The organism is Vreelandella maris (genome assembly GCF_013371085.1).
Lineage (GTDB): Bacteria > Pseudomonadota > Gammaproteobacteria > Pseudomonadales > Halomonadaceae > Vreelandella > Vreelandella maris.
This window is the reverse complement of the sequence record NZ_JABWCV010000019.1, coordinates 1-22,835: the sequence shown is the minus strand read 5'-3', so window position 1 is coordinate 22,835 and position 22,835 is coordinate 1. Positions and strand designations below refer to the sequence as shown.

Genomic DNA, 22,835 nt, shown 5'->3' with positions numbered 1-22,835 from the left:
CGGGCCACAGAATGGCCCGTTTTAGAAAAGTGTGAAGTGTTCTTCCTCTACGCTAACTGCACCGGAATAATATTACTGGTGTGGCTGACGTGGTTACCTTCCTGGAGATACACCAGCGCGGGCTGGTGTTTTTCCAGTTCGGTTTCTGAGTAGTGGGCGTAGCTGCAGATAATAATGCGATGACCAGGGGCGGCGAGGTGAGCAGCGGCGCCATTGATCGAGATCAGCCGAGAGCCTTCCTCACCGCGGATAGCATATGTGGTAAAACGCTCGCCATTTTCGACGTTATAAATCTGAATCTGCTCGTTTTCGCGAATGCCCGCCATATCCAGCAGATCGCCATCGATGGCACAGGAGCCTTCATAATTGAGCACTGCATGAGTAACGCGTGCCATGTGCAGTTTGGCTTTGAGCATAATGGTATGCATGGGAGTTCCTCTATGACCGGTTGTTAGTTTATTGGCTGGCAGAGCTGGTAGTGCTGCCTGGGAGTTGTACCGTCACGTTGTCGATCAATCGCGCTGGGCCTAGCTTGGCGGCGGCCAGCAGTATCGCTTGGCGAGTGGTGGGACTTACTGGCGCGAGCGTGGTCTCACGTAGTTCCAGATAGTCCGGCGTAAAGCCCGCTTCATAGAGCGTGGTTTTGCCTTGTTTAAGGGCTGTTTCGATAGCCGCGCCGTGTTCAAGGCTATCGCGTAGCGTGCACAGCGTGTGATATAGCGCGGGCGCTTTCGCACGCTCCTCTCTACTTAAATAGCCATTGCGTGAGGACAGTGCGAGACCATCCTCGGCACGCACGATCGGCACACCGATAATCTCGATGGGCATGTGCAGATCCCGCACCAGCTTGCGAATGACAGCAAGCTGTTGGTAATCCTTTTCGCCGAAGCAGGCAATGTCTGGCTGGACGAGGTTGAACAGCATGCTGACGACGGTAGAAACCCCGTCGAAGTGGCCAGGACGCGAGCCACCGCACAACCCCTCGCCGACGACGGGTACATGAACACGGGTTTGAGCATCCAAGCCGTTTGGATAAAGTGAGCTCACCGCAGGTGCAAACAGCACGTCACAGCCAGCCTCAACCAACTGCGCCTGGTCGGCGTTAAAGGTACGCGGATAGCCGTCTAAATCTTCCCCTGGGCCGAACTGCATCGGGTTGACAAACAGGCTTGAGACCACGATATCGGCGTGCTGGCGCGCGCAGGCCACCAGCGCTAAATGCCCCGCATGCAGGTTGCCCATCGTGGGCACCAGGGCAATACGCTGGCCGTGCAGACGGTATTCCTGCAGCGTACTGCGTAGCTGATCAATGTCTCGCAAAGTGCGCATAATCGAGGTGTCTTCTTCTAAAAGCGATTTTTAAAAACGGTCTTCAAAAACGGTATTTAAAAACAGTGCTCTGGGGCCGGGAACGTGCGCGATTTGACCGCTTCGTGGTAATGCTGGAAGGCTGTTTGAATACTGTCAGCGTCAACCATAAAGTTTTTCACGAAGCGCGGTGTGCGGCCATGGGTAACACCGAGTACATCGTGCATCACCAGGATCTGACCGTCGGCATCGGGCCCTGCACCAATACCGATGACTGGAACATCCAGCGCTTCGGTTACCGCTTTGCCCAGACTCGCGGGAACGCACTCAAGCAGAATCACCGAGGCGCCTGCCTCAACGAGGACTTTGGCATCATTAATGATCCGCTCAGCGTGAGCGGCATCGCGGCCCTGCACTTTGTAACCGCCTAGCTGGTGCACGGTTTGTGGGGTTAAGCCAAGGTGGGCGCAGACCGGTACGCCGCGGCGAGTCAGTTCACGAATTCCATCGGCCATCCAGGCTTCGCCTTCCAGTTTGACCAATTCCGCACCCGCACGCATGACGGCGGCTGCATCTTCCAGCAGACGCTCAGTAGTGGCGTTGCTCATAAACGGCAAATCAACCATCAACAGGCTGTGGCCTTTACCGCGCGCTGCACAGCGAGTGTGGTAAACGATGTCCTCAATAGTGACAGGTAAGGTGCTGTTATGGCCTTGTAATACCATGCCTAGCGAATCACCGACCAGCAGTACATCAATGCCTGCTTGGCTTGCCGCGTGGGCAAAGGAAGCATCGTAAGCGGTCAGGCAACTGAACGTCTCGCCAGCCTGCTTGTAGGCCTGCAGCGTGCTTAGAGTGACGGTTTTCATGGAGTGCTCTCTTTATACAAGGCCACTGCGACATAGGCAGCGGCCATTATTGACGCTGCATCCCTGCATGCGCGAAGTGGCGTAACCGGCAATTGTTACCTGAATGGGGTGTCGGTGTCGAGATATGTGTCAGATGGTAGCATTGAGTGCACGCTAGGCGTCGGGGAGTCGTTCCAAACCTTGGTCTTCAACGCGTTTAAGCCATGCTGATAGCGGCTGTTGGAAGAGGTTGAGTGAGGGCGCGATCTCTGCGAGCGGTAGCAGTACAAAGGCTCGGGCGGTCATTTGCGGGTGGGGGACTTGTAAGCGTGGCACGTCGATAGCGTTGTTGGCGTAGAGCAGCAGGTCAAGATCAAGCGTGCGGGGCCCCCAGTGGCGCTGGCGACGGCGGCGATGCTGTTGTTCCAGCGCCTGCAGCTGGTCGAGCAAGGCCAATGGAGAAAGGCATGTTTCCAGCGCTGCCACGGCATTGATAAAGTCCGGCTGGTCTTGTGGCCCCACGGGGCGGCTGGCATACAGTGATGACGCCGCCAACAAACGGCTGAGTGGCAGCGTGGCCAGCTCTTTAAGCGCCTCGCGAAGCTGCTCTACGGGCGACTCAAGATTGCTGCCGAGGCCAACATAGGCGAGTTGAGGAGAGGTACTCACGCGCAGTCTCGCTACTCTGTTGCCCGCGGCTTACGCCGCCGTTTGCGCCGACCATCACCTTGGCTAGCCGGGTCGCCGCCGACTTTTTGCAGCAAGCGACGCTGTTCGTGTTCATCACCACGCTGAAACGCGGTCCACCAGTCTCCTAAACCGCGCGGAATTTCACCCGCCTGTTCGCGCAACAGGAGCAGGTCGTAGCCCGCTCGGAAGCGTGGGTGCTCACGGGTTTGAAAGGCTTTTTTACCGCGTCGCTGGGGCAGTCGCTGCTGTAACTCCCAGATTTCCCGCATGGGAATGCCAAAGCGCTTAGGTATCGACGTGAACTCTAACTGGCGGGACACCACCTGTTGAGCGGCTGCTTGAAGCGCGGGTATCGGCGGCATGCCCTCTTGCTCTAGCACTTCCTGGCGCTGTTTGACCGGTGCCCACAAGAATGCTGCCAGCAGGAAGGCCGGGGTGACGGGGCGCTCTTCGGCAATGCGCTTATCGGTGTTGGTCAGCGCTTGCTCAATCAATTCTTCAGCCCAGGCGGCATCAGCCATGGCTTCTTCGGCTTCGGGGAACAGCATCCCAAACAGACCGTAGTGGCTGAGTAGACGAAACGTGACTAAGCCATGACCCGACATAAACAGCTTGAGCACTTCATCGAATAGCCGCGCCGGGGGAATTTGCAGCAGCAGCGGCGCCTGATCGTACATTGGCGCTTCGGTGGCGGGGTCTAGCGTGAAATCGAGCTTAGCCGCAAAGCGCACCGCGCGTAGCATCCGTACCGGGTCTTCGCGGTAACGCGTCGCCGGGTCGCCAATCAAGCGCAGGGTGCGGGTTTCGATATCCCGGGCACCATTGGCAAAATCGGTAATGCTGAAGTCAGCGATATTGTAGTAGAGCGCGTTAACGGTGAAGTCGCGCCGCAGCGCATCCTCTTCGATGTTGCCCCATACGTTGTCGCGCAGCAGTAGCCCTTCATCGGACTGGTGGGCAATATGATCGCCATGCTCGTCTTGGGGTTTGCCACGAAAGGTGGTGACCTCAATAACCTCACGGCCAAAGCGCACGTGGACAATCCGAAAACGGCGACCGATCAGACGCGAGTTGCGAAATAAATCGCGAACCTGCTCGGGAGTGGCATTTGTCGCAACGTCGAAATCCTTGGGCATCTTGCCCAGCAGCGCGTCACGAATGCAGCCGCCCACCAAATAGGCATCGAACCCTGCGCCGCTAAGGCGGTAGAGCACTTTTAACGCGGCATCACTAATATGCTGGCGAGAAACAGGGTGCTCGGAGCGTGGGATATTACGTGGAGAGAGGACGGTGGTGGTGCTCTCTTGGGGATCGAGCAAGGTTTTCAATTGCTCCCCCGGGCTGTGTAGTAAACGGGTAAATCCTTTAAACATGCGATAATTTCAACTCGCAGGGTACGAAAAGATAGCCATTAGTAAGTACTTCAAGCGAGTACTGAACATAAACAATTAGTGGCTGAGTGTAGCCGACCCTTGATGGCTTGCAAAGAGTGGCTTGCAAAGCACTTGACGCTAACGTGTGTAAACTCAAGACTCAGACACGGAAAAGGGAGGCTAAGAGAGCCTCCCCTATTAAGCAATTAATCAGCGTCCATGCTGCTGTTTTTCTTCATGATGGCACATCGCCCTGAATACGCACCGCAGTCGGTAGGCGTAAGGATCACGATAGTTCCGACCGCCTCGTATTCAAAACAATAATCCAACCGCGAACTATTCTCCCCCGGGGAATTATTATTGGCGCCGGGGTGTACACACTGACTGCTTTTGTTGTTGTTAGGATGCAAATTGTTGTGTACGTCGCGTCCTTTCGGGCTACTTACTACATTATTGTTGTTGTCAGCGCCTGTGTTGCTTGCGCCAGCAAGTAATGAGATTCAAGCCTATTATTCTTGTTAGTACCTTTATCTCTACCTAGCCCTGTTGTTTTTGTTTTGGCTCAGGTTAGGGCGAGGTCGTGTTGTTTTTGTTGGTGACCTACCGCTATGCCCAGTTTGTTTTTCTTACCTAGTAATACTGCAGGCGGTGTGCCATCTAATGGATAAATTATAAATTTCAAAAGGTTGGCGTTTTTTTATAATAAAGAGAAACTTTGCAGCTCGATAAGTGTTACCCCTTTTGCGGTCGTTTGTGCATATTGTTGTGTGGGAAGGTAACAGTACCGGCGTCGCCGCGAATAGATGATTTCTTATTTAAATCAGTGCATTAGACGATAGTCTTAGGTGGGTGTTTGAAGCCGTTACCTAAGCCTTTAGCCTGGGCGACGAGCGGTTTTTTTACGCGGTATACCAAGCCGCTGGCGCCGTTCCCAAAGGTTTTTCCGGCTGATACCAAGTTTTTGGGCCAGCTCGGTTTCACTCATTTGATCCTGATGTTCGAGCACAAAATGCTGAAAATAATCCTCTAAGGAGAGGTCATCTTCATTCTCTTCAGTGATTTTGTCTGGGCTGCCACCGGTAGCCGAGGCGTTAGTGGATGGCGCATGAGGGCGAGCCGTAATGGGCGCCAGGCCCAAGTCATCCGGGTGTATCAAGTGTCCTTCCGCAAGAATCACCCCACGTTCCAAGGCGTTCTCCAGCTCACGTACATTGCCCGGCCATGGGTAATCACGCAGGTCTTGGCGGGCTGCACGGGATAGGCGCAGCCCTGTGCGTTCGTGACGCTTACACGCCTTATCGAGCAGAATATCGGCGATCTCCAGCACGTCATCTTCACGCTCGCGTAGCGGCGGCAGCTCGATTTGCATCACGTTCAAGCGGTAGTAAAGGTCGAGGCGGAACTCGCCGGTTTTTGACAGTGCACGCAGGTCCCTGTGGGTAGCGGCAATCAAGCGGACGTTAACGTGGCGGGTTTCTACCGAGCCAATTTTACGGATTTCACCCTCTTGCAGCACGCGTAACAGACGCGCCTGAGCATCTAGCGGTAGCTCGCCAATCTCATCAAGGAACAGTGTGCCGCCATCGGCAGCTTCCACCAGGCCGGTGCGCGCCGCGCTGGCGCCGGTAAAGGCGCCTTTTTCGTGCCCGAAAAGCTCGGATTCAATCAGCGTTTCGGGGATTGCCGCACAGTTCACGCTGATGAGCGGCGCTTTGGCCCGCTTGCTTTGTTGGTGAATAGCACGTGCCACGAGCTCTTTGCCGGTGCCCGACTCGCCTAGGATCAAGACGGTGACATCTGCTGGTGCGGTTTTACGAATGCGGGTGTAAACCTGCTGCATGGCAACGCAGTTGCCGATCATGGTTTGACGTCCACCACCTGCGTCAGTGATATCCGGCGGCGGACTCTGCTGGTTTGACTGCTTATGCAGGATCCGCTCAACAGTTTCCAGCAGCTCGGCATGGTCAAACGGCTTAGCAACGTAGTCCACGGCGCCCAGTTTGAGCGCCTCCACTGCAGAGCGCATGCTGGCGTAGCTGGTCATGATCAGTACTGGCACGGGCGCCGCAACAGCAATCAAGGAAGTGCCTGGCTCGCCCGGCAAGCGCAAGTCGCTGATTATGAGATCAAACCCTGTGAGTTCAAGCTGGCAGGCCTCCTCAGCACTGCCTGCTTCGCTGACCGTATAGTCGTTGCGTTCCAGTAGTCGCTTTAGCGCGCTGCGAATAATCGCTTCATCTTCAACAATCAGAATCCTTGGCATGAGCTGGCTGATTATCCTGTTGGTAAAGCGGCAGCCATAACGTAATGGCAGTGCCGCGAGGCTGTCCGGGCGGTGGCGAGGCCACGTCTATTTTACCCTGATGCTCATTGATAATTTGATAAGCCAACGAAAGACCCAGGCCGGTGCCTTCGCCAGCTGGCTTAGTGGTAGTAAAGGGCTCAAATAAGTGGTCGCGCACCCGAGGATCAATCCCCTGGCCGTTGTCCGTAATCCGCCACCAGGCGAGCTGGTCATCGCACCCGGCGTCAATGTGCACTTGCCCGCCTTGGCCACAGGCATCCCGGGCGTTGCTGAGTAGATTGACCATGACCTGGGTTAATCGCTGAGCATCGCCGCGAACCACCAAGTCGTCGGGCGTATCATTGGTTAAAATAACATCCTCTCCCGAGCGGGCGAGGTGGATCAAGTGCAACGCATCGTCGCTGATCGATGCGAGCGCGACCGGCGAGGTAGGGAGCGGCACCGATTGACGCCCGCCGTGGGCAAAACCGACCAACGAGTTGACGATTTTGGTCACCCGCTGGGTCAGCTGCTGAATCTGATCGGCAGTCTCCAGCAGGGCTGGATCATTGGTGTCGTAGCGAAGGTTCTGCGCCAGTGATGAGATACCGGTAATTGGGTTGCCGATTTCATGGGCGACCCCAGCGGCTAATTGACCAATCGAGGCGAGCCGCGCCGCATGCACCAGCTCATCTTCCAGCCACTTCATCTCGGTATGGTCTTCAATCAAAATGACGCTGCCACCACGGCTATCATGGCCGCTGAGAATGGCTTTGTGCAGGGTCAGAAAGTAGTCCTTGCCGTGTAACGTGACAGCCTGTTTGTAGAGTGGCGTTGACGTGGCATCTAGCACGCTGCCCAGCAAACTTGGCCACGGGGCGGGTAGGCTGTCACGGCGTGAGCCGATCACGCTTTCACCGCTAATACCTGAAAGCTGCGAGAGCGCCTGATTCCACATCAGCAGCTCATCATCATCGCCCAGTACGCACAGCCCCACCGGTAAATAGGCCAGCGTCTGGCGGTGGTGGCGGCGCAAGCCGTCGAGTTCACGGGCTAACCCTGTTAGCCGTGAGCGGTAAGCTTCCAAGCGGCTCTCGACAAAGTGAATGTCGTCGGTTTCTGGAGTGTCGTCGTGACGGTAGGGCAGATAACGGTCAACGATATCCCGCGCCACAGAAGGCCCCATCAACCCAGAAAGATTGGCCTGAATACGGTCACGTAAGCGGCGCAGCGCGTAGGGGCGGCGCTCTTGGGGCGTTAAGTTGAGCGCTTTCAAGGCGCGGGCGACTTCACGGCTGGCGGCTTCATCGCCAAGTGCCTGGGCTAAGTGGGTGGAAAAATCACTGGCTGTCGCGGCTTCTAAGGGGAAGCGTTTGGAGCGAATCACCGCATCGACCGAGCACGCCTCCGCGGCGGATTGCTCCCCTTCAGAGATGCGCGTAAACAGTGAGATCACAATCAAGAGCAAGATGTTGACGGCTAACGACAGCAGCGTGACGTTGTACCACAGTGGTGCATCGGCGGCAGTGAGTGGTGTAAAGGGGAGCGCCGGGGCTGGGAGTGAGAGCATAAGGGGGAGCCATAGCCCCCACAGCCATACGCTAACGCCTGCGCTCAAGCCCACAATCATGCCTTTACGGTTAGCGCCCGGCCAATAGAGCAGCGCCAGCATACCGGGCAGACACTGGGCCATACCTACAAAGGCCGCTAACCCCAGGCCGATTAAGCTGTGGTGACGGCCCACCCCTTGGTAAAACAGCCAGCCACCGATAATCACAGCAACGACCAAGCCTCGGCGTAACCATAGTAGCCAACCATAGAGGTCACTACGTGCTTCAGGCGGTCTTGCTACCAGTACAATGTGATTCAACACCATGCCGGAGAGCGCCAGCGCAATCATAATCATGGTGCCACTGGCAGCGGCTAGTCCGCCGATAAATGCCAGCGCGCCCACCCACCAGTGTTCGGTCATCAGGTAAGCGGCATAGGCAGCGATGGGTATGTCAGGATTAACTGACTGAGCGGCCCACCAGATCACTGGCACGGGCAGCGCCATTAGCAGTAAAAAAAGCGGCAGCGCCCAACTCGCTTGTAGCAAAGTATGCCGCGACAGGCTTTCCGCAAAGCTGATATGAAACAGGTGCGGCATCATAAACGCAGCGGCGAAGAACAGTAGCAGAAGGGTGCGCCATTGGGCGGGGTCAAACTTAGGGGTTTGCTGTTGCAGCGCTGCGCCGGGGCCTTCCAACCACAGCTGAAGATCACCAGGGCCGTCAAATACCACCCATAGTGCCACCGCTCCGAGTCCTAGCATGGTCAGCAGCTTGACGATAGATTCAAACGCAATGGCGCTAAGCAGCGTGTCGTGGCGCCCATGAGACTGGCTACGGCGCGCACCGAAAATGACCGCAAAGGCAGCAATAACCGCGCAAAAAAGTAGGGCCACGCTGCTGCCCGCTTGGCTAGCGGTAATGATATTGACGGCTTCGCTCAGGGTTTTTACTTGAATACCCAGTAGCGGCAGCACCGCCAGTAGACTAACAAGAGTGACCAGCGTGCCCGCCCACCGCGAGCGAAAGCGAAAGGCAAACAGGTCTGCCAGCGATGTTAATTGATAGGTACGGGTGATGCGCTGGATCGGCACCAGCAGTACGGGCGCCAGCAAAAAAGCACCCGCCGCGCCCAGGTAGTAGGCAAGGTAGCCAAACCCCGCGTTGGCAGCCATCTCCACGCTGCCATAGATTGCCCAGGCGCTGGCATAAACGCCCAGAGCAAGGGTGTAAACAACCGGGTGGCGAGTAATATGCACTGGCACCCAGCCACGCTCTACCGCAAAACCGCAGCCAAACAGCAGCGCCAGATAGCCCAGCCCAAGCAATAAGACGCCGACTATCTCAACGGGCATCTCAACGTTCATCAAGCTTCCTCTTCTGCTCCAGCCAGAGGGTGAGGGCAATCAAGCCGCCCCATATCGCAAATGGCCGGTACCAGGCAGACTCAGGGTCGCTCCAGCCATTCATCAGCAGTGGCGAGAGCAGGTAGCCGCCAAACACCAAAAACAGCATGATGCGATAGACATACATATCAATCTCCTGCTGAACGTAAAGAGGGAGTTAAGCGGTGTGCCGTAGGCCGTAGCCGTGCCAATGACCAGTTCGCTACCGCCCAGTGTAACTGAGTCGCCGGGGGCTCTGAGGCAAGTTCCTGGGGTGGCGTTTGATCAAGTGCTTCCAACGCTTGAAAGAGCTGCTGGCGCACTTCCTGCTCGTCTTCTGCCAGGGGCGGGGCCAGGTTTTGCTTTGAGAGCTTTTGTCCTTCAGCAGTGACGATGAGCGGTAAGTGTAGGTAGCGCGGCTGCGGCAGTTGAAGCGCGTTCTGTAGTTGGCGCTGCCAAGGGGTGTTATCGAGCAAATCGAGCCCGCGTACCACATCGGTAATCTGCTGCTCGGCGTCATCCACTACGACGGCAAGCTGATACGCCCATAGGCCATCTTTGCGCTTTAATACCACATCGCCCAGTTCAGCGGGGTCAAACTGCTGTTCGCCGAACAGCCGGTCTTGCCAGCGGATAGGGCGCTCGCCAAGGTCGCTGCGCAGCCGCCAGGCCACCGGTTTATTCACATCGCAAACGCCATTACGGCACCAGCCAGGGTAGATATCAAACGCCTGCCACTGCTTACGCGAACAACTGCAAGGGTAGGCAAGATCTAGCTGTATCAGCCGATCTAAAGCGTGTTGATACACATCGCCACGGGTGTGCTGCCACATGACCTCCGCGTCCCACTCCAGACCAAAGGTTTCCAGCTGGCGCAAAATGGTGCTCGCTGCACCTTCAGGGCAGCGGGGTGGGTCAATATCTTCAATACGCACCAGCCACTGCCCATCGGCCGCGCGGGCATCTAGATAGCTGCCTAGGGCGGCAACCAGTGAGCCAAAGTGCAGCGGGCCAGAGGGCGTAGGCGCAAAGCGGCCACGATAGCGAGCAGAATTATTCATAGTAGCGTCGTTGTAGGAAGCTTTCGTCATGCAAAAAAGTCATTAACAAAAACGGGCACCCTAAGGTGCCCGCGTTCGAATAGAACGTTCTTTTAGCGCTCAGCCGCCAAGCTGTTTTTCTTTCAGTTCTGCCAAGGTTTTGCAATCCACGCAGAGCGTAGCGGTGGGACGAGCTTCTAAACGACGGATACCGATTTCCACGCCGCAGGCTTCGCAGAAACCGTAATCGTCATCATCGATGTTATCCAACGTCTCATTAATTTTCTTGAGCAGCTTACGCTCGCGATCCCGGGTACGCAGTTCCAGACTAAAGCCCTCTTCCTGGGTAGCGCGGTCGGCGGGGTCGGCGTAATTATTCGCATCTTCCTGCAGGTGGCGTACGGTACGATCCACCTCTTCCATGAGATCCTGTTTCCAATCCAGCAGCAGCTGACGGAAGTGCGCTAGCTGCTGCTCGTTCATATACTCTTCACCCGGCGCTGGCTCATACGGAGTGAAGGACTTGGACGCTTCCGTTTTCTTTTCTGCTACTGGCATGGGACTGCCCCTTACATATGTGACTACTGATCGACCATGAGCGTATGTCACGATCTCACGCCAAAGGGATGCTTGTTTAGCTGAAAAATGGCTGGTTTGCAAGCATAATGGTGAGCTTTCTGCGATTGTTTGACCTTGAATATGACTAGCACCATGTTTTAGTTAGCTTTTCAATATTTGTTCAGTTTCAAAAATGATTACATGAAGGAGCCGTTATGGCCTGGAATTCACGTGTCGATCACGTTGCCCCTTTTCGGGTCATGCATTTGCTGGAAATGGCCCAGGCGCGGGAAGCCGCCGGCCACGATGTGATTCATTTAGAAGTCGGTGAGCCGGATTTTGCTACCCCAGAGCCGATTATAGCCGCCGGGCAGCAGGCGCTGGCCAGTGGTCATACTCGTTATACCCCCGCGGCAGGGATACCCGCACTGCGTGAAGCAATTGCCGGGCACTACGCTGAGCACTTTAATGCCACGGTAGATCCAGCGCGTATTTTGGTAACACCCGGTGCGTCAGGCGCATTGCTGCTGGCGAGCCAGCTATTAGTTGAAACGGGCTCGCGGGTGCTGATGGCCGACCCTAACTATCCCTGCAACCGTCACTTTATGGCGTTAGCTGGCGCTGAAATCTATGCGGTATCCGTGGGGCGTGATAGTGGCTGGCAATTGGATGCCGCCTTGGTGGCGCAGCATTGGCGTGAGAAGACGAGCCTGGCGATGCTGGCATCGCCCTCTAACCCCACCGGCCATACGTTGAGCGCGCCACAGCTTTCGGCAGTTCTGGCGGCCGTCGCCGAGCGCGAAGGCGAGGTCATCGTCGATGAGATTTATCAGGGCCTTAACTACGACGATGCGCCGCTCTCGGCGACTTCGCTCTCAGACAGTGCTTTTGTGGTGAATAGCTTCTCAAAATATTTCGGCATGACCGGTTGGCGCCTGGGCTGGTTGGTGGCGCCCGAGCATGCGGTAGAGCCATTAACCCGACTGGCGCAGAATATGTTCCTTGCCGCGCCAACGCCTTCTCAGCATGCCGCGCTGGCAGCATTTACACCGGAATGCCGCGGGATTCTCGAACAGCGCCGTGAAACTCTGAAAGAGCGCCGTCAGGTGCTATTGAGGGGCTTGGCTAGCTTAGGGCTGGCGCCGGATCTACCTCCCCAAGGGGCGTTCTATTTATGGCTGGATATCTCCCGCTACAGCCGCGATAGCCAATCTTTCTGTGAACGCCTGCTGCTGGAAGAGAACGTGGCGATTACCCCGGGTATTGATTTTGCCGTGCGTGGCGGCGAACACCATGTGCGCATTGCCTTCACCAATGATGTGGCCCGCCTGGAAGAGGCGGTGGCGCGGATTGCCCGCTTTGTGGGCAGGCTGTGATGCTGGGCTATCCAGCGCTTGTACCGGGCATACTGCTCAAGCGCTATAAACGATTTCTTGCCGATATCCTGTTAGATGATGGCCGTGAGGTGGTCGCTCACTGCCCCAATACCGGTTCGATGAAAGCAGTGAACGTGCCAGGATGCCGAGTGTGGCTGTCACCTAGCGATAACCCTAAGCGTAAGTTGGCCTGGACCTGGGAGTTTATCGAACTCCCGCAAGCTGATGGGCAGGTGGCGCTCGCCTCGGTGCATACCGGCCGGGCCAATCGCATTGTTGAAGCGGCGCTGGAGGCGGGGGCTTTGGCGCCGTTAGCAGGCTATGCCACCTTGCGCCGGGAAGTGAAAGTAGCCGGTGCCCGCCTCGATTTTATGCTAGAGGATCCAGAACGGGGGCGGGCGTATATTGAGGTGAAGCAGGTCACCCTGAAAGAGGAGGATGGCCACGGCTACTTTCCGGACTCGGTAAGCGTGCGCGGCACCAAGCATTTGCATTCGCTGCGTTTACTGGCGGAGCAGGGTGAACGGGCGGTATTGCTATTTTGTGTTGCCCATGAAGGCATTGCTGACGTCGCCGCCGCTGCGCATATTGATGCGACGTACGCAGCGGCTCTGGCGGAGGCCGCGGCCAGCGGTGTGGAAGTGCTGGCCTATGGCATTGACGTGGAGCGAGAGCAGGGAACCCCTACGGGTGTACGGTTAGCCCGTCATTTGCCTGTACGGTTGTAGCTGCCTATCTGGCTGTAGATAGTGCTTAACGATCAATATAAAAACGCTGAATAAAGTTCACCGGTTCAGGAGCGGCGTTGCGGTCGTAGCGCACGCTTAACTCGAAGCGCATGCTTTCATCTTCGCGCATGGTAAACGGCGCTAGATGATAGGTGGCATCCCCATCATGCACGGTACGAAAGCTCAGCGACTCCTGGGTGCCCGTCAAGCCGCTCACGTGACCCTGAACGCTGGCATTAACAGGGCGGGTGCTGCCATCCTCCTGCCGCTCGCGAACACTTACATTGACCAAGCCCCGGCTAACGCTGCGCTGGATATTATTGGCCTGGGCCACTTCGGGGGTCAAAAAACTGCTGTTCACTGCGCTATAGTGAATCTCATAGTCGCCAATTTGGCTGAACTGTTCGGCATAAGCCGTCGCAGTGGTGAAGAGCGTGCCGATAAGGGCAGCGCTAATCATTAAGCGGCGTAACATGGGCGTATCTCCATTGATCGGATCGTCATAAGCGTGGGGCAACGTTGACGTCTAACGCCGGCGAACGCGGAAAATGGCAATTTCACCAAATAGATTGGGCCATAGCCGCGATTTCCAGTGGCCTTGATGATCTCCCACGCCCACGGCGCGATCAACAATCATTAAACCCTTCTCGCGGCACAGATGTTCAAAGTCGTTGAAGGTCGAGAGATGAATGTTGGGCGTGTCGTACCAGGCGTGAGGCAGCGACTTGGAGACCGGCATATAGCCGCGCAGACCTAAATGAACACGGTGGCGCCAGTAGGCGAAGTTGGGGAAGGTGATAATGCCCTCTTCGGCGACCCGTAGCATTTCATCCAGCATCTTATCGGGGCGGCGCAGCGCCTGTAGTGCCTGGGTCATGATCACTTGATCATAGCTGTTGTCGCAAAAGCTGCTTAAGCCGTCGTCCAGGTTATGCTCAATCACACTCACACCACGTTCCACGCAGGCATTAATACCGTCATGGTCGATCTCCAGGCCATAGCCTGTCACGCCTTTATTGCGTGCCAGGGACTCCAGCAGCTCCCCATCGCCGCAGGCAAGATCGAGCACGTGCGCCCCTTTAGGCACCCAGTCATAAATCAGTTCAAGATCGGCGCGCATCATGGCGTCTCCTCTGGGCCCGTTTCAGGTAGATTGAGCTCGCGGGCTGCGCGGTTCATAAAGGCGCTGACGATAGCGTCGTAGCGTGGCTCTGAGAGTAAGAAAGCATCGTGCCCGTGGGGCGACTCAATGTTTGCGTAGCTCACCGACTTGCCTGCACGGGTGAGGGCATCGACCAGCTCTCGCGAGCGTGAGGGTGGAAAGCGCCAGTCGGTGGTAAAGCTAACAATTAAAAATGGACACTGGGCTGGCGCCAGCGCCTGGGCAAGGTCGCCGCCCTGAGTGGCCGCTGGGTCAAAGTAGTCCAGTGCCTTGGTCATCAGCAGGTAGGTATTGGCATCGAAGGCGGTGGAAAATGTGTCGCCCTGATAACGCAGATAGGACTCCACTTGAAACTCCACATCGAAGCCAAAATTAAGGTCGTCGCTGCGCAGGTCGCGGCCAAACTTGCTGCCCATGGCGTCTTCTGACAGGTAGGTGATATGCCCCACCATGCGCGCTAGTTTCAGTCCCCGTTTAGGTACGGTGTCGTGCTCAGCGTACCAGCCGTCAAAAAACTCTGGATCTGAGCGAATTGCCTGACGAGCCACTTCGTTAAAGGCGATATTCTGTGCTGAGAGCCTGGGCGTTGCGGCAATCACCACCGCGTTGGCGACCCGCTCCGGATAGGTCATAGCCCACTGCATGACTTGCATGCCGCCAAGGCTGCCACCGACGGCTGCAGCCCAGCGCTCAATGCCCAGTTGATCGGCAAGCCGCGCTTGGCTGGCTACCCAATCGCTCACTGTCACCATGGGGAATTCCGGCCCCCACTGGCGACCGGTCTCGGGATTGTGGCTGACCGGCCCGGTGCTGCCGTGGCAGCCACCGAGGTTATTCAGCGAGACCACAAAAAAGCGGTTGGTATCGATCGCTTTACCGGGGCCAATATGGGCATCCCACCAGCCGGGCTTGCGATCGTCCTCGCTATGGTAGCCCGCCGCGTGGTGGTGGCCGGAAAGTGCGTGGCAAATCAGCACGGCGTTGCTTCGCTCAGCGTTCAGCGTGCCGTAAGTTTCGTAAATCAGCTCATAGGCAGGCAGTACTTTGCCACACGCAAGTGCGAGGGGCGTGTCGAAGCGTGCTACGTGTGGAGTGACGAGGCCGACGGATGTCGTCGGCCGGTCTGCAAAGGCAAGAGTGTCTGAATCAGGCATTGAAGGCGCTAGTCCTGCTGAAGGTTTGCGACTGAATGAATCTTGCTAAATAGGCACTGGCTGCCATCACAACCCAACCAGCGCGCCGGAAATGCCCGCCGCACGAATCATTGAGCCGACCACCAAACCATCAATCAGGTTAATGGCAATAAACACCACGATAGGCGAAAGATCGATCATGCCCAGCGATGGAACCACTTTGCGCACCGGGGCCATAATCGGCTCTACCAGTTGCATTACCAGCAGCGCACCTGGATGGCTGGCGTTAGGCGCTACCCAGCTCAAGATGATCATGACAATCATGGCGAAGAAGTAGATTTTTAAAATCGCATTCGCCAAGGCCGCCACGCCCGCGATCAGCAGGCCAGGAATCGGCGGCATGCCAACGCCTATGACCATGAAAATGGCGACAATGCTGACGACTTTCAAGACAAAGCCTGCCGCCAACGTGGCGAGATCAAAACGACCAGCAACGGGACCTAAAAAGCCCTGAAACAGACCTACTACCGGCTGGGTGATTTTGACTACCGACTGGCTTAACGGGTTGTAGTAATCCGCCCGCGACGCTTGCAGCAGAAAGCGCAGCATCAGTAAAAAAAGGTAAATATTGATGAGGGTATTTACCAGCATTAACCCTGCACTGCCCAATTCATTGCCCATTATTATGTCTCCTTGATGATTCGTTGCGAAGCGTTGGCGTTACTGAACCGTTATTTCAGTACTGTTATGTCACTCTCCGCTCAGTTCCTTAGCCATTGCCTGGGCGCGATCGGAACATGCCTGCATAGCGTCGGCAATCGTGGTGCGCAATTGTGCCTCTTCCATGTGTTGAATGGCACGTTCAGTGGTGCCGCCCGGCGACATTACATTCTGTTTCAGCGTGGCCGGGTCTTTATCACTCTGTTGCGCCATCGTAGCGGCACCCAGTGCGGTTTGAATAGCGAGGCGACGCGCGGTGGCGGCAGGCAGGCCGAGTTTAACTGCGGCTTCTTCCATGGCTTCAAACATCAGAAAGAAATAGGCCGGAGCACTGCCGGAAACGGCGGTCACCGCATCTAACAGGGCTTCCTCTTCCACCCATTCGACAATGCCGACCGCTTCCATTAGCTGGGTGGCCACATCGCGCTGCTCATCGCTTACTTTCGCATTGGCGTAGAGGCCGCTGGCGCCGTAGCCAACCAGCGAAGGCGTATTGGGCATGCAGCGAACCATAGCGTTATTGCCACCTAGCCACTGGTCAATAGTGCTGGCATCCAGGCCAGCAGCAATCGAGATAACCAATGGCCGCTGGCGCTGAACGCTGTCACGCAGCGCTTCGCATACGGTGCGCATGATTTGTGGCTTCACCGCCAGTACCACCACATCGGCCTCAGCCACCGCCGCATTGTTGTCGGTGTCGGTATTGATGCCCAAGCGTTGTTTAATCGATGCCAGTTCACTGTCATTCGGCGCGGTGGCGGTAATAGTAGAAGGCGCGACGCCGCTGTCGATGAGGCCGCCGATAATGGCGCTGGCCATATTGCCAGCCCCAATGAAGGTAATTTTATTCGCCATACCAGGTGTCCTTAAGTAAAAATATGTTCAGTGTAAAGGTAGGCGACTGAACGCCTAGGCCGATTGGCGGGCGCCGAAAATCGCGGTGCCTAACCTTACCAGCGTGGCACCTTCCAGTACCGCCGCTTCTAAATCGTCGCTCATGCCCATTGAAAGTGTATCAAGGGGGGCATTCGGCAAGCTGCTCTGTAGGGAGGCTAACGCCTCGCGCAGCGCTGCCAATGGCTGGCGCTGAGCATCTACGCCTTGCGCCGGGGCGGGAATCGCCATTAAGCCGCGCAAGTGCAGGTTGGGCAGTGTGGCGACTTCTTTGGCCAACTCCTCTAGTTCTTCCGGCAGCACACCGGCTTTGCTCTCTTCGCGGCTGATATTAACCTGCAGGCAGATATTCAGCGGTGCAAGGTGCGTGGGCCGCTGTTCGCTGAGGCGCTTGGCAATTTTTAGACGATCAACGCTGTGCACCCAATCAAAGTGCTCGGCGACCGCGCGGGTCTTGTTGGACTGCAGCGGCCCAATGAAATGCCATACAATGTCGTCAAGATCAGCAAGCTCAGCCTGCTTCCCTAGCGCTTCTTGCAAATAGTTTTCACCAAATTCACGCTGGCCTAACTGCCAAACTTGGCGAATCATTGCCGCTGGTTTGGTTTTGCTGACTGCCAGTAGTTTGGCGTCATCCTGAGTGCGCCCTGCATTCTCTAGCGCTTTACGCAGGCGTTCACGTGCCTGACCGTATGAATAGTCAAGTGACTCGTTAAGCGCGATGTCTGTCATACTCAAGCACCTTACCGCAGCTGGGAAGAGAGATGGATATTACCGAACTGCTAGCATTCTCGGCAAAGCAGAATGCCTCTGACTTGCACCTTTCGGCCGGTTTGCCGCCCATGATACGTGTTGATGGCGATATTCGTCGGCTCAATGTGCCCGCCATTGATAATAATGATGTACGTAAACTCATCTACGACATCATGAATGATCGCCAGCGACGCGACTACGAAGAGCACCTGGAAATTGATTTTTCCTTTGAGCTGCCAGGCGTGGCGCGTTTTCGCGTCAACGTTTTTACCCAAGCGCGCGGGGCGGGAGCGGTCTTTCGCACCATTCCCAACCAAGTACTCTCCATGCAAACCCTGGGGCTAGGTGAAGTATTTGAGCGTTTGGCGATGTTGCCGCGGGGCTTGGTACTGGTGACGGGGCCAACGGGCTCGGGCAAAAGCACCACCCTGGCTGCGATGATCGATTATATAAACGATCATCGTTACGAGCATATTCTGACCATCGAAGACCCCGTGGAGTTTGTGCATGCCAGCAAGCGTTGTTTGATCAATCAGCGCGAAGTGCACCGCGATACCCATAGCTTTGCCGATGCGCTGCGTAGCGCGCTGCGTGAAGACCCGGATGTCATTCTAGTCGGTGAGCTGCGTGATCTTGAAACTATCCGCCTGGCACTGACCGCCGCCGAGACGGGGCACTTGGTACTGGGCACGCTACACACCACGTCGGCCGCTAAAACCGTTGACCGCATCATTGATGTCTTTCCCGGCGAAGAGAAAGCCATGGTGCGTTCAATGCTGTCCGAATCGCTCCAGGCGGTGGTGTCGCAATCACTGCTTAAACGTCAGGGAGGCGGACGTGTGGCGGCGCATGAAATCCTCATCGCCACTTCGGCAGTACGCAACTTGATTCGTGAAGACAAGGTGGCGCAGATGTATTCGTCCATTCAAACCGGTGGCAGCCTGGGCATGCAGACGCTGGACGCAGCGCTCTCGCGTCTAGTCAAAGAAGGCGTGGTCAGCTTGGAAGAGGCGCAGTTGAGTGCCAAGGGAACGCTGGCGCTAAAGGAGGAGTAAGCAGCCGATGAGCCAAGATGACCAGCTTTCGCCCACGCAATGGTTGCATCAACTGCTTGATATCATGGTCGAGCAAAACGCCTCTGACCTGCTGATTTCAGTGGGCGCGCCGCCCAGCCTGAAAATGTCGGATGGGCTGGTGCCGTTGGGTCAGCAGCGCTTAACCGCTCATCAGGTCAATGAACTGGTTACCCATGCCTTGCCGGAAGGGTTGCGTGAGCGGTTTGCCAGCGAGCATGAGGCTAACTTTGCGCTGAGTCGCGAGGGCAAAGGGCGTTTTCGGGTTAGTGCGTTTCAGCAGCGCAATCAAATGGCCATGGTGGTGCGCAGTATTGCTATAGACATCCCTAAGCTGGAAACGCTGGGGGTGCCCACGCAATTGGCCGCATTGGCCCAGGCCAAGCGCGGGCTGGTGCTAGTGGTGGGCGGTACCGGAACGGGGAAGTCGACGACACTGGCGGCGATGATTCAGCAGCGCAACGAAACCGTTGGCGGCCATATCATCAGCATCGAAGACCCCATTGAGTACCTGCACCCGCACAAGCGCGCTATCGTCAATCAGCGTGAGGTGGGGATCGATACCGAATCATTTGAGGTGGCGCTCAAAAATACCCTGCGCCAGGCGCCGGATGTGATTCTGATTGGTGAAATCCGCACCCGGGAAACCATGGAACACGCGCTGACCTTTGCTGAAACCGGCCATCTCTGCTTGGCAACGCTACATGCCAATAACGCCAATCAGGCGCTAGAGCGTATCATTCACTTCTTTCCTCATGAGCGTCATGAGCAGATATGGATGGATTTGTCGCTGAATCTGCGTGCGGTCATCGCCCAGCAACTGCTGCCCACGCTTGCGGGTGGACGCTGTGCGGCTATTGAGATCATGCTGCAGTCGCCGCGCATTGCCGACTTGATCCGTAAAGGGGAGGTCGCCGAGATTAAAGCAGCGATGGCCAAGTCTCACGATGCCGGCATGCAGACCTTCGATCAGGCGCTGCATGATCTGCATCAAGCGGGGCATATCAGCAGAGAGGTGGCTATGGCACACGCCGACTCGGCTAACGACCTGCGCATGCTGCTCAACGTTAGTGACGCCAAGGGACGTAACCTCTCGCTAGATGAACAGGTGCCGAGTCATTTAAGCCTGCGCGATGGCGATGATTACTAAGCGTTAGCAACGCAGCAAAAAGCTATGCAGCATAAGCAATTCAGCAAAAGCTATGCAGCATAAATACCGCCCAGCACTCTTAGGCCCTGCGCACCGGTGACCGAAGGCAAGTTGCCAGGCAGATGATTCAATCGCTGGTGAGCCAGCCAGGCAAAGGCGCCGGCTTCTATCCAGTCTTCAGGCCAGCCGTAAGCCGCTGGCGAAGTCAGCGTGGCGCCAGGCAGGTGATGAGCAAGGCGCTGCATTAAGTAGCCGTTGTGAGCGCCGCCGCCAGCGGTGATCAGCGTGAGCGGGCCGTCGTTGATCCGCAGTTGGTCAATCCCCTGGGCGACACTGACGGCGGTGAGTTCGGCCAGCGTTGCCTGCACATCGGCGGCTTCCTGGCCGCTAAGGTATTTTTGTAGCCAATCCATATGGAATAGCTCTCGTCCCGTACTTCTTGGCGGTGGCTGCTGGAAAAACGGTTCGGATAACAATCGAGCTAACAGCGCCTGATCCACTTCTCCGCTCGCGGCCCAATCGCCGTTCTGGTCAAAACGTCCGCCTTGGTGCAAGGCAAACCAGCCATCCAGCAACACATTCGCAGGCCCGGTATCAAAACCAATCACTGGATCGGTCGGCTGGCTAGAAAGCCAAGTGAGATTGGCAAAGCCGCCTAAATTAAGCACCAACTGATGCGCGTCCGCTCGCCCAAACAGGGCCTGATGAAACGCTGGTGCCAGCGGGGCGGCCTGGCCGCCTGCAGCAAGGTCGCGACGACGGAAGTCGGCCACTACTGTGCAGCCGGTGAGTTCTGCCAGCAGGCTTGGATTATCCAACTGAAGCGTATACGCCGGGCCGCCGTTGTGGCCTGTGGGGGCGTGCTCAATGGTTTGGCCGTGGCTACCGATGGCGCTGATCTGTTCTACGCCCACTGAAAGGGGGGCTAATAGGCGTTGTACGGCGCGGGCTTGGCATTGGCAAAACGCGTGCTCCGCTGCTGCGAGTTGGGCAAAGCTCACCTGTTCTGCATGGCACAGTGTGAGCAGCTGGCGATGCAGGTCATCTGGCATGGGTTCGGCATGAGTGGCCAATAGGCGCGGCGGAGAGTCATTTTCGATGGCGATAAGTGCCGCATCAATACCGTCCAGACTAGTGCCGGACATTAGGCCAATATAGTAAAGCGGCGAAGCGTTAGGTGTTTTCATAAATGAACTCGTACAAAGCGGGGCTGAGGCTCAACCAAGGCGAGCGAGCATGGTAACATCGTCGGTTATTTATCACCTGAGCCCGGTATGGGCGGTTCTTTATAGTGGAGAGAGGCAATGAGTGAGGTGGATCAGGCTTTAGCGCTGTTATCGCGCGGTACGCATGAAATCCTGGTAGAGGATGAGTTAAAAAAGAAGCTGGCTTCAGGCCGCAAACTGCGTATTAAAGCGGGTTTTGATCCCACGGCCCCTGACTTGCACCTGGGGCACAGCGTGTTATTAACCAAAATGCGCCAGTTCCAGGACTTGGGGCACACGGTTATCTTTTTGATCGGCGATTTCACCGGTCGTATTGGTGACCCCACCGGTAAGAACGTGACGCGCAAACCGCTCACCGAAGAGGATGTGAAAGCCAACGCCGAAACCTATAAAGAGCAGGTGTTTAAAATCCTCGACCCTGAAAAGACCGAGGTACGTTTTAACGCCGAGTGGTTTAGCGAGCTCTCCGCCGCCAAAATGATTGAGCTGGCTGCTCAAAGCACCGTTGCCCGTATGCTGGAACGGGACGACTTTGAAAAGCGTTATAAAGCCAATCAGTCCATTGCAATCCACGAATTTCTCTACCCGCTGGTACAAGGCTACGACTCGGTAGCGCTTGAGGCGGACGTGGAGTTGGGCGGCACCGACCAGAAGTTCAACCTGCTAATGGGGCGTGAGATTCAAAAGCACTTCGGCCAGGAGCCCCAGGTGGTTATTACCATGCCGCTGCTGGAAGGGTTAGACGGCGTGCAGAAAATGTCGAAGTCCTTGGGCAACTACATTGGTGTCGATGAAGCGCCGGGTTCGATGTTCAACAAACTGGTCTCCATGCCGGATAGCTTAATGTGGCGTTACTTTGAGTTGCTCTCTTTGAAATCGAACGAAGAGATCGACGCGCTTAAGCAGAGCGTTGAGCAGGGCGCGAACCCGCGGGATATAAAAATGGAGCTGGCGCGGGAGCTGATTGCTCGTTACCACGGCGATGAAGCAGCGGCCAATGCGCACAAGTCTGCGGGTAATCAGCTGGCCGATGGTGAGTTGCCGGAAGACCTGCCGGAAGTCGACGTCGACTTCGAGGGCAACGAGCAGGCGCCGATTGCAGCCGTGCTCAACCGCTCAGGGCTGACCAAAAACAGCGCGCAAGCGAAAGACATGCTGAAAAACGGCAGTGTCAAAGTGGATGGTGAGGTCGTTGCTCAAGACGCCATGCTGGCCACTGGTAACGCCTATGTGATTCAGGCGGGTAAGAAACGTTACGCCCGTGTGACACTTATTTGAACTTTCTGTGCTTATTTTTCAACAACCCCATTGCCAACCCGTCAGTGAGGTCGTATAGTACGCATCCGCTGCCGGGGACGCCAAGCGTTACCAGCGGTGCATAAGGTGTAAAAGCCTTGGTTTGTCAGGAAGTTAGCGCAAGTTTCATCGCTCGCTTCACTCGCTAAATACAGCGGTTGACAACTACCAGGAAATGCGTAGAATACGCCTTCCTCGCTGCGGCAAGCCAAGTCAACGGCTCGCCAGGTTGCTTTCACAGTAACCAGGACAGCGAAACAGCTCTTTAACAATTTGATCAGGTAATTC

22 protein-coding genes are annotated in these 22,835 nt (G+C 56.3%); 5 read left to right on the top strand and 17 right to left on the bottom strand.

What is annotated here, in order from left to right:
* Window positions 1-47 precede the first annotated feature (47 nt).
* The 10 genes from panD to dksA all read right to left on the bottom strand — a co-directional run bounded on the left by panD (window position 48) and on the right by dksA (window position 11,036).
* Complete coding sequence (gene panD / locus HUO07_RS15425; protein WP_176304297.1) at window positions 48-428, bottom strand: aspartate 1-decarboxylase; 381 nt, start codon at window positions 426-428, stop codon at window positions 48-50.
* A 28-nt stretch (window positions 429-456) separates the two neighbouring features.
* The gene (gene panC, locus HUO07_RS15420) at window positions 457-1,329 is read right to left on the bottom strand and encodes a pantoate--beta-alanine ligase (protein WP_176304296.1); all 873 of its coding nucleotides are present in this window, start codon (window positions 1,327-1,329) and stop codon (window positions 457-459) included.
* Between the two features lie 56 nt (window positions 1,330-1,385).
* Entirely contained in the window at window positions 1,386-2,177 is a 792-nt protein-coding gene (gene panB / locus HUO07_RS15415; protein ID WP_176304295.1) for a 3-methyl-2-oxobutanoate hydroxymethyltransferase, read from the bottom strand.
* A gap of 153 nt (window positions 2,178-2,330) precedes the next feature.
* The gene (gene folK / locus HUO07_RS15410; protein WP_176304294.1) at window positions 2,331-2,825 is read right to left on the bottom strand and encodes a 2-amino-4-hydroxy-6-hydroxymethyldihydropteridine diphosphokinase; all 495 of its coding nucleotides are present in this window, start codon (window positions 2,823-2,825) and stop codon (window positions 2,331-2,333) included.
* Window positions 2,826-2,836: 11 nt separating this feature from the next.
* The gene (gene pcnB / locus HUO07_RS15405) at window positions 2,837-4,219 is read right to left on the bottom strand and encodes a polynucleotide adenylyltransferase PcnB (protein ID WP_176304293.1); all 1,383 of its coding nucleotides are present in this window, start codon (window positions 4,217-4,219) and stop codon (window positions 2,837-2,839) included.
* Between the two features lie 874 nt (window positions 4,220-5,093).
* Complete coding sequence (locus HUO07_RS15400) at window positions 5,094-6,482, bottom strand: sigma-54-dependent transcriptional regulator (protein ID WP_176304292.1); 1,389 nt, start codon at window positions 6,480-6,482, stop codon at window positions 5,094-5,096.
* The gene (locus tag HUO07_RS15395; RefSeq protein ID WP_176304329.1) at window positions 6,460-9,408 is read right to left on the bottom strand and encodes an ATP-binding protein; all 2,949 of its coding nucleotides are present in this window, start codon (window positions 9,406-9,408) and stop codon (window positions 6,460-6,462) included. The genes HUO07_RS15400 and HUO07_RS15395 overlap by 23 nt, the downstream gene beginning before the upstream one ends.
* A gap of 1 nt (window position 9,409) precedes the next feature.
* Window positions 9,410-9,586 (bottom strand): hypothetical protein, encoded by a 177-nt coding sequence (locus HUO07_RS15390; protein WP_175540387.1) that lies wholly within the window; start codon window positions 9,584-9,586, stop codon window positions 9,410-9,412.
* A gap of 1 nt (window position 9,587) precedes the next feature.
* Complete coding sequence (gene gluQRS / locus HUO07_RS15385) at window positions 9,588-10,499, bottom strand: tRNA glutamyl-Q(34) synthetase GluQRS (RefSeq protein ID WP_176304291.1); 912 nt, start codon at window positions 10,497-10,499, stop codon at window positions 9,588-9,590.
* 99 nt (window positions 10,500-10,598) lie between these two features.
* Window positions 10,599-11,036 carry an RNA polymerase-binding protein DksA gene (gene dksA, locus HUO07_RS15380; protein WP_008958813.1) on the bottom strand — a complete coding sequence of 146 codons (438 nt, stop codon included), beginning with the start codon at window positions 11,034-11,036 and terminating at the stop codon, window positions 10,599-10,601.
* 215 nt (window positions 11,037-11,251) lie between these two features.
* On the opposite strand from dksA, the gene HUO07_RS15375 reads away from it, so the two are divergent.
* Window positions 11,252-12,412, top strand: coding sequence for an aminotransferase class I/II-fold pyridoxal phosphate-dependent enzyme (locus HUO07_RS15375; protein ID WP_176304290.1), 1,161 nt, complete (start codon window positions 11,252-11,254; stop codon window positions 12,410-12,412).
* Window positions 12,412-13,140, top strand: coding sequence for a DNA/RNA nuclease SfsA (sfsA, locus tag HUO07_RS15370; RefSeq protein WP_176304289.1), 729 nt, complete (start codon window positions 12,412-12,414; stop codon window positions 13,138-13,140). Before HUO07_RS15375 ends, sfsA begins: the two co-directional genes overlap by 1 nt.
* Window positions 13,141-13,165: 25 nt before the next feature.
* On the opposite strand, the gene HUO07_RS15365 is transcribed toward sfsA, so the two are convergent.
* From HUO07_RS15365 to HUO07_RS15340, 6 genes are all read right to left on the bottom strand, one after another.
* Complete coding sequence (locus HUO07_RS15365; RefSeq protein ID WP_176304288.1) at window positions 13,166-13,615, bottom strand: DUF4426 domain-containing protein; 450 nt, start codon at window positions 13,613-13,615, stop codon at window positions 13,166-13,168.
* 51 nt (window positions 13,616-13,666) lie between these two features.
* Window positions 13,667-14,260: a methionine biosynthesis protein MetW gene (gene metW, locus HUO07_RS15360; RefSeq protein WP_101145727.1), complete on the bottom strand. Its 594-nt coding sequence runs from the start codon at window positions 14,258-14,260 to the stop codon at window positions 13,667-13,669.
* Window positions 14,260-15,456, bottom strand: coding sequence for a homoserine O-succinyltransferase MetX (metX, locus tag HUO07_RS15355; protein WP_176304287.1), 1,197 nt, complete (start codon window positions 15,454-15,456; stop codon window positions 14,260-14,262). The genes metW and metX overlap by 1 nt, the downstream gene beginning before the upstream one ends.
* Before the next feature lie 66 nt (window positions 15,457-15,522).
* Window positions 15,523-16,116 (bottom strand): YggT family protein, encoded by a 594-nt coding sequence (locus HUO07_RS15350; protein ID WP_176304286.1) that lies wholly within the window; start codon window positions 16,114-16,116, stop codon window positions 15,523-15,525.
* 69 nt (window positions 16,117-16,185) lie between these two features.
* The gene (gene proC, locus HUO07_RS15345) at window positions 16,186-17,010 is read right to left on the bottom strand and encodes a pyrroline-5-carboxylate reductase (protein ID WP_176304285.1); all 825 of its coding nucleotides are present in this window, start codon (window positions 17,008-17,010) and stop codon (window positions 16,186-16,188) included.
* A gap of 54 nt (window positions 17,011-17,064) precedes the next feature.
* The gene (locus HUO07_RS15340; RefSeq protein WP_176304284.1) at window positions 17,065-17,781 is read right to left on the bottom strand and encodes a YggS family pyridoxal phosphate-dependent enzyme; all 717 of its coding nucleotides are present in this window, start codon (window positions 17,779-17,781) and stop codon (window positions 17,065-17,067) included.
* A gap of 32 nt (window positions 17,782-17,813) precedes the next feature.
* On the opposite strand from HUO07_RS15340, the gene HUO07_RS15335 reads away from it, so the two are divergent.
* Together HUO07_RS15335 and HUO07_RS15330 are read left to right on the top strand one after the other, a co-directional pair.
* Window positions 17,814-18,857, top strand: coding sequence for a type IV pilus twitching motility protein PilT (locus tag HUO07_RS15335; RefSeq protein WP_176304283.1), 1,044 nt, complete (start codon window positions 17,814-17,816; stop codon window positions 18,855-18,857).
* A gap of 7 nt (window positions 18,858-18,864) precedes the next feature.
* Window positions 18,865-20,025 carry a PilT/PilU family type 4a pilus ATPase gene (locus HUO07_RS15330; protein WP_176304282.1) on the top strand — a complete coding sequence of 387 codons (1,161 nt, stop codon included), beginning with the start codon at window positions 18,865-18,867 and terminating at the stop codon, window positions 20,023-20,025.
* 50 nt (window positions 20,026-20,075) lie between these two features.
* Here the strand turns inward: HUO07_RS15330 and HUO07_RS15325 are convergent, their stop codons facing one another.
* Complete coding sequence (locus HUO07_RS15325) at window positions 20,076-21,212, bottom strand: anhydro-N-acetylmuramic acid kinase (protein WP_176304281.1); 1,137 nt, start codon at window positions 21,210-21,212, stop codon at window positions 20,076-20,078.
* A 117-nt stretch (window positions 21,213-21,329) separates the two neighbouring features.
* On the opposite strand from HUO07_RS15325, the gene tyrS reads away from it, so the two are divergent.
* On the top strand, window positions 21,330-22,529 hold the full coding sequence (gene tyrS / locus HUO07_RS15320) for a tyrosine--tRNA ligase (protein WP_176304280.1): 1,200 nt from the start codon (window positions 21,330-21,332) through the stop codon (window positions 22,527-22,529).
* Window positions 22,530-22,835 lie beyond the last annotated feature (306 nt).